The sequence below is a fragment of the Yokenella regensburgei genome (assembly GCF_051486985.1).
GTDB lineage: Bacteria > Pseudomonadota > Gammaproteobacteria > Enterobacterales > Enterobacteriaceae > CBFFRJ01.
The window spans coordinates 1-15,273 of the sequence record NZ_JAHVDV010000044.1 but is presented as its reverse complement, the minus strand read 5'-3'; the positions used below and the strand labels follow the sequence as shown (position 1 = coordinate 15,273).

12 protein-coding genes are annotated in these 15,273 nt (G+C 56.8%); 5 read left to right on the top strand and 7 right to left on the bottom strand.

Going from position 1 to position 15,273, the window contains the following annotated elements; genetic code table 11:
• Positions 1–4 precede the first annotated feature (4 nt).
• From lsrD to lsrA, 3 genes are read right to left on the bottom strand one after another with little or no spacing between them, the layout of a single operon-like run.
• On the bottom strand, positions 5–982 hold the full coding sequence (gene lsrD / locus KXR87_RS21600; RefSeq protein WP_437434269.1) for an autoinducer 2 ABC transporter permease LsrD: 978 nt from the start codon (positions 980–982) through the stop codon (positions 5–7).
• Entirely contained in the window at positions 983–2,017 is a 1,035-nt protein-coding gene (gene lsrC, locus KXR87_RS21595) for an autoinducer 2 ABC transporter permease LsrC (protein ID WP_437434268.1), read from the bottom strand.
• Entirely contained in the window at positions 2,014–3,504 is a 1,491-nt protein-coding gene (gene lsrA, locus KXR87_RS21590; RefSeq protein ID WP_437434267.1) for an autoinducer 2 ABC transporter ATP-binding protein LsrA, read from the bottom strand. The genes lsrC and lsrA overlap by 4 nt, the downstream gene beginning before the upstream one ends.
• Before the next feature lie 217 nt (positions 3,505–3,721).
• On the opposite strand from lsrA, the gene lsrR reads away from it, so the two are divergent.
• The 3 genes from lsrR to KXR87_RS21575 all read left to right on the top strand — a co-directional run bounded on the left by lsrR (position 3,722) and on the right by KXR87_RS21575 (position 9,164).
• On the top strand, positions 3,722–4,693 hold the full coding sequence (gene lsrR, locus KXR87_RS21585; protein WP_437434266.1) for a transcriptional regulator LsrR: 972 nt from the start codon (positions 3,722–3,724) through the stop codon (positions 4,691–4,693).
• Between the two features lie 43 nt (positions 4,694–4,736).
• Positions 4,737–6,329, top strand: coding sequence for an autoinducer-2 kinase (gene lsrK / locus KXR87_RS21580; RefSeq protein ID WP_437434265.1), 1,593 nt, complete (start codon positions 4,737–4,739; stop codon positions 6,327–6,329).
• Positions 6,330–7,142: 813 nt separating this feature from the next.
• Positions 7,143–9,164, top strand: a complete 2,022-nt coding sequence (locus KXR87_RS21575; RefSeq protein ID WP_437434264.1) for an FAD-dependent oxidoreductase — start codon at positions 7,143–7,145, stop codon at positions 9,162–9,164.
• Positions 9,165–9,757: 593 nt separating this feature from the next.
• Here the strand turns inward: KXR87_RS21575 and rlmG are convergent.
• Positions 9,758–10,888: a 23S rRNA (guanine(1835)-N(2))-methyltransferase RlmG gene (rlmG, locus tag KXR87_RS21570; RefSeq protein WP_437434263.1), complete on the bottom strand. Its 1,131-nt coding sequence runs from the start codon at positions 10,886–10,888 to the stop codon at positions 9,758–9,760.
• Between the two features lie 68 nt (positions 10,889–10,956).
• Here rlmG and KXR87_RS21565 point away from each other — a divergent pair, with 68 nt between their 5' ends.
• Positions 10,957–11,454: a M48 metallopeptidase family protein gene (locus KXR87_RS21565; protein WP_437434262.1), complete on the top strand. Its 498-nt coding sequence runs from the start codon at positions 10,957–10,959 to the stop codon at positions 11,452–11,454.
• Between the two features lie 419 nt (positions 11,455–11,873).
• On the opposite strand, the gene KXR87_RS21560 is transcribed toward KXR87_RS21565, so the two are convergent.
• Positions 11,874–13,055, bottom strand: a complete 1,182-nt coding sequence (locus KXR87_RS21560; protein ID WP_437434261.1) for a PLP-dependent aminotransferase family protein — start codon at positions 13,053–13,055, stop codon at positions 11,874–11,876.
• Between the two features lie 312 nt (positions 13,056–13,367).
• Positions 13,368–13,772, bottom strand: a complete 405-nt coding sequence (locus KXR87_RS21555; protein ID WP_437434260.1) for a hypothetical protein — start codon at positions 13,770–13,772, stop codon at positions 13,368–13,370.
• Positions 13,773–13,913: 141 nt separating this feature from the next.
• Between KXR87_RS21555 and KXR87_RS21550 the strand changes: the two genes are divergently transcribed.
• A complete protein-coding gene (locus tag KXR87_RS21550) occupies positions 13,914–14,681 on the top strand; it encodes a DeoR/GlpR family DNA-binding transcription regulator (protein ID WP_437434259.1) in 768 nt (255 codons plus the stop codon).
• Between the two features lie 256 nt (positions 14,682–14,937).
• On the opposite strand, the gene KXR87_RS21545 is transcribed toward KXR87_RS21550, so the two are convergent.
• A partial coding sequence (locus tag KXR87_RS21545; protein WP_437434258.1) for a transketolase-like TK C-terminal-containing protein occupies positions 14,938–15,273 on the bottom strand: 336 nt, incomplete at its 5' end.

Sequence of the window (15,273 nt, the reverse complement as noted above, 5' to 3'; positions counted from 1 at the left end):
CTTATTAACGCGTTAGAACCCGACGCCATGCCATACGTAGCCACTCCCTGTGCAGGCTTAGCGAACGCCCCATCACCACCACCACTAATAGCGCACCCGACAACGCGCTCGACACCTGGTTGGGGATGCCGACCATCTGTAACCCCTGCTGTAAGTACCCCACCAGCAACGCTGCCAGCGCAGTACCCAACACCGAACCCGAGCCGCCATAAATATTGGCGCCGCCCAGAACTGCGGCGGTAAGCGCGGGCATTAATAAATCACGTCCAAGATCCGAACGCGCCGAACCGAAATAGGAGACCAGCACCACGGCAGCAATGGCCGATGCCAGCCCCACCAGGCCATAGAGCGCATAGGGCATGCCATTGACCGGGAGGGCGGCATAGCGCGCCGCACGTGGGTTTTGTCCGAGTAAAAAGAGGTGGCGACCAAAGCGCCCCCGGTGGGTCAGCAGCCAGAAACAGAAGGTGATCGCCGCAAACAGCACCAGCGGGATGGGTAACCCCAGCACCGTCAGGTTGGCAAAAGCGGTGAAGCTGTCGGGAAAACCGCTGATGCCTTCATAACCGGTTGCCCCCGCCATGCCGGAGAGGAGCAGCGCCCCGCCGCCGTAGAGATAGAGCGTGCCGAGGGTAATCACCAGCGGGCTAATGCCGGTGTAATGAATCAACGCGGCGTTCACCACGCCACACATCACTCCGAGCAGCAAGGTGAGCACAATAGCGAGACTCATGGGCCATCCCGCCTGCATCATCACCCCCAGCGCGATGGCGCACAGGCCGATGGTCGAGCCGAGCGAAATATCAATGCCGCCGCTGATGATAACGAGCGTCAACGGCAGGGCCACAATGCCAATGCAGATAAAGTCGCTGGTGCTGAACAGCAGCATATTGACGTCCAGCATGCGCGGATTGAGCGCACCAAAGAAGAGGATCTCCAGCACCAGTATCAGCAGCAGCGCGCTTTCCCAGTTGAGCTTCATTTACGCCACCTCTTTGTTTTTACGTTTCGGAAAGCGGGCAACGTTTTTACCCCTCTTATTACCGGGCATAAAACGGCTGTACTTCAGCGCACGCTGATGACGAGCCAGCGCCTGGCGCAGGCGGCCATCGAGTACCAGCACACCCAGCAGCACCAGGCCTGCAATAAAGTCGTTCCACCAGGCCGGTAGCCTGAACAGCACCAGCACGGTGTCGATTTGAGTGAGGAAGAAGGCACCGAGAAACGCACCAACCAGCGTGCCCGTACCGCCCAGTAGAGAAATCCCGCCGAGCACGCAGGCGGCAATGGCCTTCATCTCAAGGCCGCTGCCGGTCTGGTTCGGCACAAAACCAATCTGCGAGGCAAACACTATTCCGGCACACGCCGCCAGCACGCCGTTTAAGGTAAACGCGGTCATACGGGTACGGTTCACCGCTACCCCCAACTGGCGCGCGGCGGCAAGGTTATCCCCCACGGCATAAAAGTCGCGGCCAAACGCCGTGCGCGCGAGCACCCAGGTTCCTGCGCCCAAAAGCATCAGCACCAGCCATCCGAGCGGCGACACGCCGGTCACGCCCGCTGCTGACAGTGCCTTGAGACTGGCGGGCAGTCCTTCTATCCATTTACCTTCTGTCCAGAGCAGCATGGCACCGCGATAGAGCCCAAGCGTGCCGAGGGTTGCCACGATCGCCGGGATCTTAAGCCCCACCACCAGCAGGCCGTTGAAAGCGCCTGCCAGCGCACCGATCGCCAGCGAAAAGAGGATCGCCACCGGCAGGCTATAGCCGCTATTGAGCGCGACCCCGACGGCAATGGCACACAGGCCCACCGTCGATCCGACCGAAACATCAATATTGCGGGTCAGCATCACCAGCGCCGCACCGAGAGCCAACAGCATCAGGATCTGACTGCTGGCGAAGATCATGCCGACGGTTTGCAGGCTGAAGAACGCAGGGTTAAGCGCCACCAGCACAATAAAGAGCGCGAGGATCGCCAGAAAGGCGCTCAGCTCGCGGTTTTTGAGTAAGGTTTTCATGCGTGCCCTCCGCCAAATGCCAGCGTCATCATCCGATCCACACTGACCGCATGGCGTGAAAGCTCACCGCTGAGCCGCCCCTGATGCATCACCAGCACCCTGTCTGCAAGGCCTGGGAACTCATCGAGATCGCTTGAGATCATCAGTACCGCCACGTTTTGCGCCGCCACGCTTTTGATAAGCTGGTAGATATCCGCCCTTGCCGCCACGTCCACGCCGCGCGTTGGTTCATCGACGATCAACAGCAGCGGGTTGGCCTCCATGCAGCGCGCCAGCAGCACTTTCTGCTGATTGCCGCCGGACAGGGTGCGCACGATCTGATCTGCATTGTTAAGTTTGATGCCGAGCGCCCGGTGATAACGTTCCACCACTGCCGCTTCACGCTTACGCTGCTGCCACAAAGAAGGTTCGTTGAGCGTAACCGTGTTCCAGCGCACCGGCGCGTCCAGAAACAGCCCGGAGACCTGGCGATCCTCCGGCAGATAAACCAGACCGCGATCCAGCCTTGCCCGAATCGGATCGGCGTTAATAACACGGTTTTCCAGCCAGATACGCCCCGCGCGCACCGGGCGCAGGCCATACAGGGTTTCGGCAAACTCGGTGCGCCCGGAACCGACCAGACCCGCCAGGCCGACGATCTCCCCGGCGTGGATCTCAAGGCTTAAATCGATAAAGCCCTCGCCGGTCAGCTCTTCAACGCGCAATACCGGAAAATCCTGCGGCTGGGTACGACGGTTGCCCGGCAGCGACAGCCACAGTTTTTGCGTGTCGCTCAGGCCCCGCTCGCGGCTGACGGGCGTCATGGCACTAATCAACGCATTGTCATCCAGCTCCCCGATGGCAGCGCTGAGCACAACGGCACCGTCACGCATGACCGAAACATGGCTGGCGAGGGCGCGGATTTCCGGCAGTTTATGGGAAATAAAGACAATGCCGACCCCCAGTTCCTGTAGTGCCCGAATCTGGCGGAACAGACGCTCGGTTTCGCCAGGGGTGAGCGAAGCCGTTGGCTCGTCGAGGATCAGGATTTTCGCGTCGCGCATCAGTCCACGCAGGATCTCCACCATCTGTTGATCCGCCACTTCCAGAGTGCTGGCGGCGGCCTGCAGATTAAGCTGGCAGTTAAGCTGTTGCAGTTTTTCCGCAAGCAGCGCCTCCTGGGCGCTATTACGCGGCAGGCGAAACAGAATGTTCTCCCGCACGGTCAGGTTCGGAAACAGCATCGGCTCCTGTGGCACCAGGTAGATGCCAAGCTGATGTGCCTGATTCGGCTTCAGGCGCGTAAACGCCCTGCCGCAAATAAAAAGTTCGCCGCTGTCAGGGGTTTCCACCCCGGCGATGATTTTCATCAGTGTGGATTTACCGGCACCGTTACCGCCCATCAGCGCGTGCACCTGGCCTGAACAAAGGGTGAAATCAATGGCTTTCAGGACGCTTACGCCTGAGAACTGCTTACTGATGCCCCGTGCGTCAATCAGTGGATTCATGCTCGCTCCGCTATTGAACAAATGATTTTTTGATTCAATAATGTTCAAAAGCGTAGACGGTGAACTATATTTACAACCGTGCAGTGATCACACTTTTATGCATTTGGATCATCACAAATCCAAGGGCTTCAGCAAAAGATCGGTTTTGCCGGGCGGCTCACATTTTCACCGCCAGCAAGTACGAACATATGATCTAAATTTTTATAAGAGTTCATCTATGAGCGAAAAAAAAGCACTGGAAGAGGGACGTTTTGCCGGGCTGGCGCTGGCAGAAGAAGAACTGGTGGCGCGCGTGGCCTGGTGCTATTACCACGATGGCCTGACGCAAAACGATATTGGTGAGCGGCTTGGCCTGCCACGCCTGAAGATCTCCCGTCTGCTGGAGAAAGGACGTCAGTCAGGGGTTATCCGGGTACAGATAAACTCCCGCTATGAGGGCTGCCTGTCGCTGGAGACAGAGCTGCAACGGGTCTTTGGTTTGCGGGTAGCCCGTGTGCTGCCAGCGCTTAACACGCCGCCGATGAACACCCGTCTGGGCGTGGGCGCGGCGCAGACCCTGATGGGGGTGCTGGAACCGGGCCAGCTGCTGGCGGTGGGGTTTGGCGAGGCGACGATGAGCTGCATTCAGCACCTGAGCGGCTTTATCGGCTCGCAACAGATCCGCCTTGTGACCCTATCCGGTGGCGTTGGCCCCTATATGACCGGCATTGGCCAGCTGGATGCGGCCTGTAGCATCAGCATGATCCCCGCGCCGCTACGGGTGTCATCCCCGGAAGTCGCAGAGATCCTGAAAAAGGAATCCAGCGTGCGGGATGTGATCCTGGCGGCGACAGCCGCAGATGTTGCGGTGGTCGGTATCGGGTCGGTGAATCAAAAGCGCGATGCCACTATTTTGCGATCCGGCTATATCAGCGAAGGCGAACAGTTGATGTTTGCCCGTAAAGGAGCAGTTGGCGACATCCTTGGCTACTTCCTGCAGGCCAACGGCGAGCGGGTGGAAGGTCTGGAGATCCACCGGGAACTGCTCGGCGTGACCCTTGATGAGCTGGCGCAACTGCCCACCATCGTAGGCGTCGCCGGAGGGACGGAAAAAGCAGACGCGATTTATGCCGCACTCAAAGGTTGCCGTATTAACGGCCTGGTGACGGAAGAGACGACAGCACGCGCGGTTCTGGCGCTGGCGCAATAATGCGCCTCTGGCCTTGCCGCGTGGACAACAGCGAGGCAAGCCCATGAGTTACCTTTTAGCGTTAGATGCAGGGACAGGCAGCATTCGTGCAGTGATCTTCGACTTATCCGGGCGGCAAATCGCCGTCGGCCAGGCGGAATGGAAACACCTCAGCGTGGAAAATGTCCCCGGCTCAATGGAATTTGACCTCGATACTAACTGGCAGCTGGCCTGCCAGTGCATTCGACAGGCGCTGACCGGCGCCGGGCTCGGCGGTGCTGACATTAAATCTGTCGCCTGCTGCTCCATGCGCGAGGGGATCGTGCTTTACGATCGCAACGGTGAGGCTATCTGGGCCTGCGCGAACGTGGATGCCCGCGCAAGTCGCGAAGTCGCCGAGCTTAAAGAGATCCATGACGACCAGTTTGAAGCGGAAGTCTATGCCGTTTCCGGTCAGACCCTGGCACTGAGCGCCATGCCCCGCCTGCTGTGGCTGGCCCATCATCGTCCTGACATTTACCGCAACGCCGCAACGATAACCATGATAAGCGACTGGCTTGCCGCCCGGCTCTCCGGCTGGCTGGCGGTCGATCCTTCCAACGCAGGCACTACCGGTATGCTCGATCTCTTTACCCGCGACTGGCGACCCTCCCTGCTGGATATGGCCGGGCTGCGCGCGGATATGCTCTCGCCGGTGAAAGAGACCGGCAGCGTGCTGGGCGAGGTCACTCAACAAGCAGCACAGGAGAGCGGCCTGCGTGAAGGCACCCCTGTGGTGATGGGCGGCGGCGATGTGCAGTTGGGCTGCCTGGGACTGGGTGTGGTGCGAGCGGGACAAACGGCGGTGCTGGGCGGCACCTTCTGGCAACAGGTGGTCAACCTGCCGCAGGTGCGTACTGATCCTGAGATGAACATTCGCGTGAATCCGCATGTGATTCCAGGCATGGCGCAGGCCGAGTCCATCAGCTTCTTTACCGGCCTGACCATGCGCTGGTTTCGCGACGCCTTTTGTGCGGAAGAAAAACTGATTGCCGAGCGGATGGGGATGGATGCCTACTCCCTGCTTGAAGAGATGGCAGGTCGCGTGCCCGCAGGCTCGCACGGCGTGATGCCAATTTTCTCGGACGCGATGCACTTCAAGCAGTGGTATCACGCGGCGCCGTCGTTTATTAACCTCTCCATCGACCCGGAAAAGTGCAACAAAGCGACGCTGTTCCGTGCGCTGGAGGAGAATGCCGCCATTGTTTCCGCCTGCAATCTGGCGCAGATCTCGCGCTTCTCAGGGGTGACTTTCGACAGCCTGGTGTTTGCCGGTGGCGGCGCAAAAGGGGCGCTGTGGAGCCAGATCCTCAGTGACGTGACCGGGCTGCCGGTACGTGTGCCCGAGGTAAAAGAGGCGACAGCGCTGGGCTGTGCAATTGCAGCCGGCGTCGGTGCCGGGTTGTATGACGATATGGCAGCAACCGGCGAAAGGCTGGTGAAATGGAACCGGGAGTTTACGCCTAACCCAGCACACCGGGAGCTTTATGACGGCATGATGCAAAAATGGCAGGCGGTCTACGCCGATCAGCTTGGTCTGGTAGACAGCGGCCTGACGACCTCGATGTGGCAGGCGCCGGGGCTGATACGTTCCCCCTCACCCCGACCCTCTCCCTGAGGGAGAGGGAGAAAAGAGAGCCGCCGGTTCGCTCGATCAGTCCCCTCCCCCCGTGGCAGAGGGCCAGGGTGAGGGCATCAGGCCGCACTTAACCGTTCCCTCTCCCCGTGGCAGAGGGCCAGGGTGAGGCCATCAGGCCGCACTTAACAGTTCCCTCCCCCTGTGGCAGAGGGCCAGGGTGAGGGCATCAGGCCGCACTTAACAGTTCCCTCTCCCCGTGGCAGAGGGCCAGGGTGAGGGCATCAGGCCGCACTTAACAGTCCCCTCACCCCGTGGCAGAGGGCCAGGGTGAGGGCATCAGGCCGCACTTAACCGTTCCCTCTCCCCGTGGCAAAGGGCCAGGGTGAGGGCATCAGGCCGCACTTAACCGTTCCCTCCCCCCGTGGCAGAGGGCCAGGGTGAGGGCATCAGGCCGCACTTAACCGTTCCCTCTCCCCGTGGCAGAGGGCCAGGGTGAGGGTATCAGGCCGCACTTAACCGTTCCCTCACCCCGTGGCAGAGGGAGAATGAGTCCCCTCCCCCCGTGGCAAAGGGCCAGGGTGAGGGTATCAGGCCGCACTTAACAGTCCCCTCACCCCGTGGCAGAGGGAGAATGAGTCCCCTCCCCCCGTGGCAAAGGGCCAGGGTGAGGGTAGCAGGCCGCACTTAACAGTCCCCTCGCCCCTTTGGGGAGAGGGTTAGGGTGAGGGGACCAGGCCGCACCATTCTTTGAATCGCATCACAATCACCACATTCCCGTTTTCCACTTTCCTCTGCACCAGCTAAATTACAACTCATCCGACCACATAACAATAATTTTACATTGGAAGCCTTATGAGCCATTACCCGTCGCTATTTTCCCCGCTTGAGCTGGGGTTCACCACCCTAAAAAACCGCGTGTTAATGGGGTCGATGCACACCGGACTGGAAGAACACCCGGACGGTGCAAAACGGCTGGCGGCCTTTTATGCCGAGCGCGCGCGCCACGGTGTGGCTCTCATTGTCACCGGTGGCGTGGCCCCGTCTCTTTCCGGCGTTACTATGCAGGGCGGCGCGGTACTCAACGACGAAAATCAGCTTCCTCATCACCGACTGATTACCGATGCGGTGCATCAGGAGGGGGGCAAAATCGCACTGCAAATTTTGCACACCGGACGCTACAGCTACCAGCCTGCGCTGGTGGCCCCGTCGGCCATTCAGGCACCGATTAACCGCTTTACCCCCCATGAGCTGACTCATGATGAGATCCTGGCCCTCATTAACGATTTTGCCCGTTGTGCTGAACTGGCGCAGTTAGCGGGTTATGACGGTGTGGAAGTGATGGGATCCGAGGGCTACCTGATTAATGAATTCCTCGCCGCACGCACTAACCACCGGGAAGACGAATGGGGCGGCGATTATGCCCGTCGTATGCGCTTTGCCATAGAGGTGGTACGGGCGGTACGCGAACGGGTGGGTGCGCATTTTATTATTATTTACCGCCTGTCGATGCTGGACCTGGTGGAAGGGGGTGGCGTCTTTGAAGAGACCGTGCAACTGGCCAACGCCATCGAAACCGCTGGTGCTACCCTCATCAATACCGGCATTGGCTGGCATGAAGCGCGTGTTCCCACCATCGCTACCGCCGTGCCGCGGGCGGCCTTCAGCTGGGTGACCCGCAAGCTCAAAGGCAAAGTGAAGGTGCCGCTTATCACCACCAACCGCATTAACGATCCGCAGGTGGCGGAGGATCTGCTGGCACGCGGTGATGCGGATATGGTGTCTATGGCACGCCCGTTCCTGGCCGATGCGGAGATCCTCTCTAAAGCACAAAGCGGGCGAGCGGATGAGATCAACACCTGCATCGGTTGTAACCAGGCCTGCCTTGATCAGATCTTCGTCGGCAAAATCACCTCCTGCCTGGTGAACCCACGCGCCTGCCACGAAACTAAAATGCCGGTTATCCCTGTCACGCAGATGAAAAAGCTCGCGGTGATCGGGGCTGGCCCGGCGGGACTGGCCTTTGCGGTAAATGCCGCGCTGCGCGGACACCGCGTGACGCTGTTTGACGCGGCTGCCGGGATCGGCGGGCAATTTAACATCGCTAAGCAGATCCCCGGTAAGGAGGAGTTCTACGAAACGCTGCGCTATTACCGGCGCATGATTGAGATAACCGGCGTTGATCTCAGGCTCAATCAATTTGTACTCCCTTCCATGCTGACTGACTTTGAGGAGGTGATCCTCGCCAGCGGCATTGCCCCACGCACGCCGGAGATCGAAGGGATCGCTCATCCGAAGGTGTTGAGCTACCTGGACGTACTGCGTGACAACGTTCCGGTGGGTGAGAACGTGGCCATTATTGGCTGCGGGGGGATCGGTTTCGATACGGCGATGTATCTGAGCCAGCCTGGCGAGCCAACCAGCCAGAATATTGCCGAGTTTTGCGTAGAGTGGGGAATAGACACCAGCCTGAGTCAGGTGGGAGGGTTGCGACCGGAGGGGCCACAGCTGCCAAAAAGCCCGCGCCGGATTGTGATGTTGCAGCGTAAAGCCTCAAAACCGGGTGAAGGGCTGGGTAAGACAACCGGCTGGATCCACCGGGCGACGCTCCTCGCAAGAGGGGTAAAAATGATCCCGGCGGTGAGCTATCAGAAGATCGATGATGCGGGTCTGCACGTGTTGATTGGCGGCGAGCCGCAGGTTTTTGCCGTCGACAATGTGGTGCTGTGCGCAGGCCAGGAGCCGCGCCGGGAACTGCTCGAACCGCTGCTCGCCACCGGAAAACCGGTGCATCTGATTGGCGGGTGCGATGTGGCGATGGAGCTGGATGCCCGTCGGGCGATTGCCCAGGGGACGAAGCTGGCGCTAACCATCTGATTTAAATATTTTTTTAAGAGGATAGTGGCGGGAAGCTTGAGCTACGCTGCACTTTTCTCCCCCTCACCCCTGCCCTCTCCCTCAGGGAGAGGGAGAAAACCCCGGCATGCTCGATCGGTTCCCTCTCCCCTTTAGGGCTGAGGAATCCCCAGTAATATGACGTTTTGCAGCGATATCACGGCGCAATGAGAATAAAACCGTTACCGCGATGACTGGGTCCGGCTGAAAATCGATGAGGCGTTGACGGCTGACCGGGGCCGCCCGCAGGGAAGCGGGCGGAGGGGATAGCCTGCAGGGATGCAGGCTGGTCCCCGACCCGATAGTCAGACGACATAAGCATCATGGACCGCGAAGCGGCGATTTTCCTGGCCGGGAGCCCGGGTCGCCAGGGTGGTGGCGGTGAACCACCCTGGCACGTTCACGGGTTCTGGCGTGACAGAAAAGCAAGGAACATAAGGTGAACGGAATGACCACAAGAGCCGCATGTTCCCCTCACCCTGGCCCTCTCCCCAAAGGGGCGAGGGGACTTTCCGCGCGCGTATTATTTTGTGGGGATCCCTCAGCCCTGAGGGCGAGGGTCGGGGTGAGGGCTCTTACCGTTTTTTGCGCGTTTTCACTGCTTTTAGCACCGCAAACTTACCTGATGCCCCTACGTTGCTGCAGTTACCGAAAATCTTCTTCAGCTTGCGAAAGTAATCCAGATGACGGTTACCCACCACGATCAGCTCACCGCCGTATTTCAGGCTGCGGCGGGCATCATGGAACATCTGCCAGGCGATATGGTCGGTAATGGCGCTCTGTTGATGGAACGGCGGGTTACATAACACGGCGTCAAAACGATCGTGCTCAATACCGGAAAGACCGTTGTTGACCATAAATTCACAGCGGGACAGCGCATCCGGCATGTTCACTTCCACGTTCATCATGCTGGAAGCCACTGCCATGTGCGATTCATCGGTAAAGAGCACGCGGGCATTCGGGTTCTGTGCCAGCAGCGTCAGTCCAATCACACCGTTACCGCAACCCAGATCCGCCAGTTCCCCTTCAATATTTTCCGGCAGGTGCTTCAGGAACAGTCGCGCGCCAATATCCAGCCCACTGCGGGAGAAGACATTCGCGTGGTTATGGATAGTCCAGTCGGTGCCATCCAGTTTCCAGTTATTGGTCTCAGGCGCATCGGCAACCTCAGGCGCAGTAAAGGTACAGTGGATCAGTCGTGCCTTTTTCCAGGCAAGGGTGGTGGTAGTGGGGCCGAGGATCTTCTCGAACAACGCCATCGTTGAGTTGTGAATATCCCGGGTTTTGGCACCGGCGATAATTTGCGTTTCCGGCGTCACCACCCGGCGCAGCGCGTGCAGTTGCTGCTCCAGCAGGGCAAGCTGTTTAGGAATTTTTATAAGAACACGTGCCGGGGCGTCAGGTAACTCGCTGAGGCTGTCGAGAAATACCACCGCATCTTCATCCAGACCGTTCAGGCTCAGGTTATGGCGGGTGGCCTGCTCGGCAATGAACGAGTCGTTGATGCTAACCGGTCGACAATCTGCCAGCGCGCAGGCAAGCGCACCAAAGCTGTCATTAAAAATGAGCGTAACGCCCGCGGCATCGTTTAACTGATGCAGTAAATATTCATCTGCCGCGTCCCACGCCTGTAATGACGCTTCTTCGGCATTAGGTGGAAAACGCTCTAATGCAAATGACTGTCCGATTAACTCAATCTGGCCCATCGCCCCTCCGGAATGCTAGAATTCGCGCGTTTTATCGCTTAATTAACCGGAGATGTAAACCCCTGGCCATGACAACGCTGACTTATTTACAAGGTTATCCTGAATCGCTGTTAAACCAGGTGCAAACGCTGATTACCCAGAACCGGCTTGGCGAGGTTATTCAAAAGCGTTACCCCGACGCACACGGCATCACCACGGATAAAGCGCTTTACCAGTACACTCAGGATGTTAAAAACCAGTTTTTACGTAATGCGCCGCAAATTAACAAAGTGGCATATGACAATAAAATTCATGTGCTTAAGAACGCGCTCGGGCTGCACACATCGGTTTCCCGCGTTCAGGGCGGGAAGCTAAAGTCCAAAGCGGAAATACGTGTTGCGACGGTGTTTCGTCAGGCCCCTGAGTCCTTTTTACGCATGATTGTGGTGCATGAACTGGCGCACCTGAAAGAGAAAGATCATAACAAAGCGTTTTATCAGTTGTGCTGCCATATGGAGCCAGAGTATCACCAACTGGAATTTGATATGCGCCTCTGGCTTATTTGCAAGGATGAAGGCTGGCTTTAACCTGCAAATAACTCTGCTCCTTTTCGTTTAAGGTTTGTTTATATTAATGTTCGTTCCGGTGTTATTAATGTGAGATCGCAGACACTTATTACGCCACTTCTTCCGGGCAACTTCACCCTGAACATCGTTCTATAACTTTTCGGAAAACAACGCTTTTCTTCGAAAATAAAACGCATTGGATTTAACATCACGCTATACAGCACGCCTTCAGGCTACGCCTTTCCTATTTCTTGAATCATATGATTCAACTTTTGAATTGGACGCAGTACGTTCCAGAAATCATTATGGAGGCGTACTTTTACAGATTATGTGGAAGTATTCTCGAAGCATTTAGATGGCTGGTTTATTTTCCAGGTTGCACCGGGAAAATAAACCCTTTACTCACCATGTATCCCTGGCGGGATACATGGTTTTTTTAGTCAGAGTGACGCTTTGAGGCGCGAAACAGCCTCTTTCAGGTTTTCATCCGTCACTGACACATAAGACATACGCAACGTGGTGTGATCCGGGTTATCGGCATAGAAAAATTCCCCCGGCACGTAGACAACCCCTTTCGCCAGCGTCTGCTTCAGCCAGTCAGTCGCGTTCTTTTCGTAGGTAAACTTCGCCCACAGGAACATGCCGCCCTGCGGACGGTGGAAAGTCAAATGATCGCCCAGTTGAGTTTCAATCAGTTCGCACAGCGTGTCGCACTTCTCTTTGTATGAGGCGCGGATCATCTTAAGCTGCGCCGGCAGACGACCCGTTTGCAGATAATGATAAGTGAGCGACTGGGCGAGCGAACTGGTATGCAAATCCGTGGCCTGTTTCAGGGTCACTATCTGGCGTTTAATCCACTCAGGGGCGATCACCCAACCTACGCGGGCGCCCGGTGCCAGAATTTTTGAAAAGGTTGAGGTGTAGATAACATTGTCGCTGTTATCAATCTCTTTTGCCCACGCCGTTAAGGGCTTGAACCGCTTGTCAGTGAAGTTAATTTCGCTGTACGGATCGTCTTCAATGATGACGAAGTTGTAGCGTTTCGACAGTGCCACCAGTTTTTTGCGGCGCTCATCAGAGAGCGTAACACCGCCAGGGTTGCCAAAGGTGGGCACCACGTATACGGCTTTGATGGTGGTGGTTTGGACCAGCGTTTCCAGCTCGTCAACCATCATCCCTTCACCATCCGTCCCTACCGAGGCCAGGCGTGCTTCCGCCAGCTGAAAGACCTGCAGCGCGGCGAGGTACGTCGGTCTTTCCACTACAATGACGTCGCCTGGATTAATCAGCACGCGGGCAAGCATATCAAGGGATTGCTGGGAGCCGGAGGTGATCACCACGTCATCGAGGGTACAGGTGATCTGGCGTTGCGCAGAGAGCTGGCAAATAGCGTCACGCAGTTCCGGGCTACCTTCACTCAGACCATACTGAAAGGCATCTTTCCAGGATTCTGACAGGACTTTGTCCATCGCCATTTGCAGACCTTCACGGTCGAATAAATCAGGATTCGGAATGCCTCCACCGAGAGAGATTACCCCAGGCATTTTGCTGTGTTTTAATAATTCCCTGATTGCAGAGGATTGTACGTTCTTAACTTTTGTGGAAATTCTCTCGTCTGACATTACCTTACCCTTTATCTGCTGCCGTTCACTCTTATTATGTTGCGATAGTTTTAGTGCTAATCATTTCCGTTATACAACAATCCAAAGGGACCGTAAACGGCGTGCTCTTCCTTGCCAGCACTCGTCATTTACTCTGGAAAAAATATAATTTAAAGTCGCTTACACTGATTTTTAGGTTAATTTTTTGCCATAAACGGCATCTTCATCGAATAATATCAGGATTTACTTCGGCAGGTTGACGCACCCTACGACGGCAACGGCAGGTTACCAAAATGTGCCGCATAACCATACCAGGGGAAAATGCCTCTGGCTTCACCACATCTTCAGCGTCGTGCTCTCAAGGATGCTTGAGAAGATATCAAGCATCTCTTCACGCTCTGGCAAGTCTCTGGCGTGACCACTGTGATACTGGATGAGCCAGTAGATGATCAGACTAAAAATACGCCGGGTCTTGAGTGCAGAGGTGGAAATGGTCTCTGCGACACCCGGAGCCAGCCGGTTGGTAAGCTGCGGTAGTACGCTGGTCAAAGACTCCATTGAAGAATCCAGCACTCGTGCGTAATGTTGCTTAAAACAGCCGGATTGCGACTGGTTCATATAGCGGTAAAAGAGATCGGCCTGCTGCTGGTCTTTATGGCTGGCAAACCAGGCAAGGGTCAGCCGCTCAAGCGTCTGCATGGTGTTATCCAACTCCTGATAAATGATTGCTTGATACATACAGGGCCTCAATGATTGTCATCGTCATGCCTAAAGCAGAAGAGATCGCCTGCAGCGTACCTGAGCATGTATCATGGATATCGCAACACTATGATAGATCACGCTACATTGTGCAATATTATGTTCACTTGAGGATCGAATGTGATTGATTATGATGCATTGCCCGAGCAACGGCAGTCTCTCATCCATCAGATACTGACGGAAACCGGCAGGGTTATCGGTGCAGATATCGCCCGTAAGTTGGGGGTGTCAGAGCACACCATACGCCGCGATCTTCAGGAGCTGGCCCGCCAGGGATTGTGCAAAAAAGTCTACGGTGGCGCGGTCAGTCAGTTTAAGCAGTCGGCCAGTTTCGAAACCCGGATGACGCAGAACATGCCAGAGAAATCGCAGGTTGCCAGGCGGTGTGCGCAGCTTGTCAGGCCGGGGGCATGCGTCTTTATTGATGCAGGTTCCACCTACGTGGCGATGGTTGAGTCCCTGCCTGCGGATATGGAACTGACCGTGGTGACTAACTCTCCGCAGATAGCGTCGGTACTGAGCGGGCGGGTCAATATTGAACTTATCCTGCTGGGTGGAAAAGTAAATGCCCACACCGGCAGTACGCTGGGTTCAGAGCCGGTGAATCAACTCCGTGGCATGATTTTCGATCAGACCTTTATCGGTGTATGCGGTCTTGATCCCCAGGTCGGGATGAGCGCGGTCTATTACGAAGATGCCTGTTTTAAAAAGGAAGTGCTGGCGCAGAGTAACGAAGTCATCGCCGCTGTGACGGCCGATAAAGTGTCTCAGGTCGCACGCTACAAAGTGGTTGCCTGCGAGGAGTTAGATATTGTGGTGGTAAGCCACGATACAAATATGGATAACTTCGGCCACCTCAATATGCATATTGAGGTGGCCGAAGAGTAGTGCTCTTTTCTGCTCGATTCAGAAAAATGAGCAGAAAATTGCATTAGTGCGTCTCGTTCCCCCTCACCCCGACCCTCTCCCTCAGGGAGAGGGAGAAAACCTGCTCGGTCAGTTACCTCGCCCCTGCGGGGAGAGGGAGAAAGCCCCGCCGTGCGCGTACAGGATGAGATAACTCAACCCCGCTCGGGCATTCCCCTCGCCCCTGCGGGGAGAGGGCCAGGGTGAGGGGAAAACCTGGCACCGTGCCGGCCAACTGCTACAACAGCGACCTTGCCACTTTCACCACGTTGTCTGTCGTAAAACCGTACATCGCAAACAACTGCTCCGCCGGGGCAGACTCACCGAAGGTGGTCATGCCAATGACCGCGCCGTTCAGGCCCACGTATTTGTACCAGTAGTCCGCAATGCCCGCTTCAATGGCAACACGCGCAGACACCGCTTTCGGCAGCACAGATTCACGGTAAGCTGCATCCTGCCTGTCGAACGCGTCGGTGGACGGCATGGACACCACGCGCGCCTTCACGCCTTCGGCAGTCAGTTTCTCCCATGCCGCAACCGCCAGCTCCACTTCAGAACCGGTGGCGATGAAGAT

Coding starts and splice junctions, on each gene's coding strand:
- KXR87_RS21565 (WP_437434262.1), top strand. CDS start 10,957: ATGACAACGCTGACTTATTTACAAGGTTATCCTGAATCGCTGTTAAAC.
- KXR87_RS21560 (WP_437434261.1), bottom strand. CDS start 13,055: ATGTCAGACGAGAGAATTTCCACAAAAGTTAAGAACGTACAATCCTCT.
- lsrR (WP_437434266.1), top strand. CDS start 3,722: ATGAGCGAAAAAAAAGCACTGGAAGAGGGACGTTTTGCCGGGCTGGCG.
- lsrA (WP_437434267.1), bottom strand. CDS start 3,504: ATGAATCCACTGATTGACGCACGGGGCATCAGTAAGCAGTTCTCAGGC.
- KXR87_RS21575 (WP_437434264.1), top strand. CDS start 7,143: ATGAGCCATTACCCGTCGCTATTTTCCCCGCTTGAGCTGGGGTTCACC.
- rlmG (WP_437434263.1), bottom strand. CDS start 10,888: ATGGGCCAGATTGAGTTAATCGGACAGTCATTTGCATTAGAGCGTTTT.
- KXR87_RS21555 (WP_437434260.1), bottom strand. CDS start 13,772: ATGTATCAAGCAATCATTTATCAGGAGTTGGATAACACCATGCAGACG.
- lsrK (WP_437434265.1), top strand. CDS start 4,737: ATGAGTTACCTTTTAGCGTTAGATGCAGGGACAGGCAGCATTCGTGCA.
- lsrD (WP_437434269.1), bottom strand. CDS start 982: ATGAAGCTCAACTGGGAAAGCGCGCTGCTGCTGATACTGGTGCTGGAG.
- lsrC (WP_437434268.1), bottom strand. CDS start 2,017: ATGAAAACCTTACTCAAAAACCGCGAGCTGAGCGCCTTTCTGGCGATC.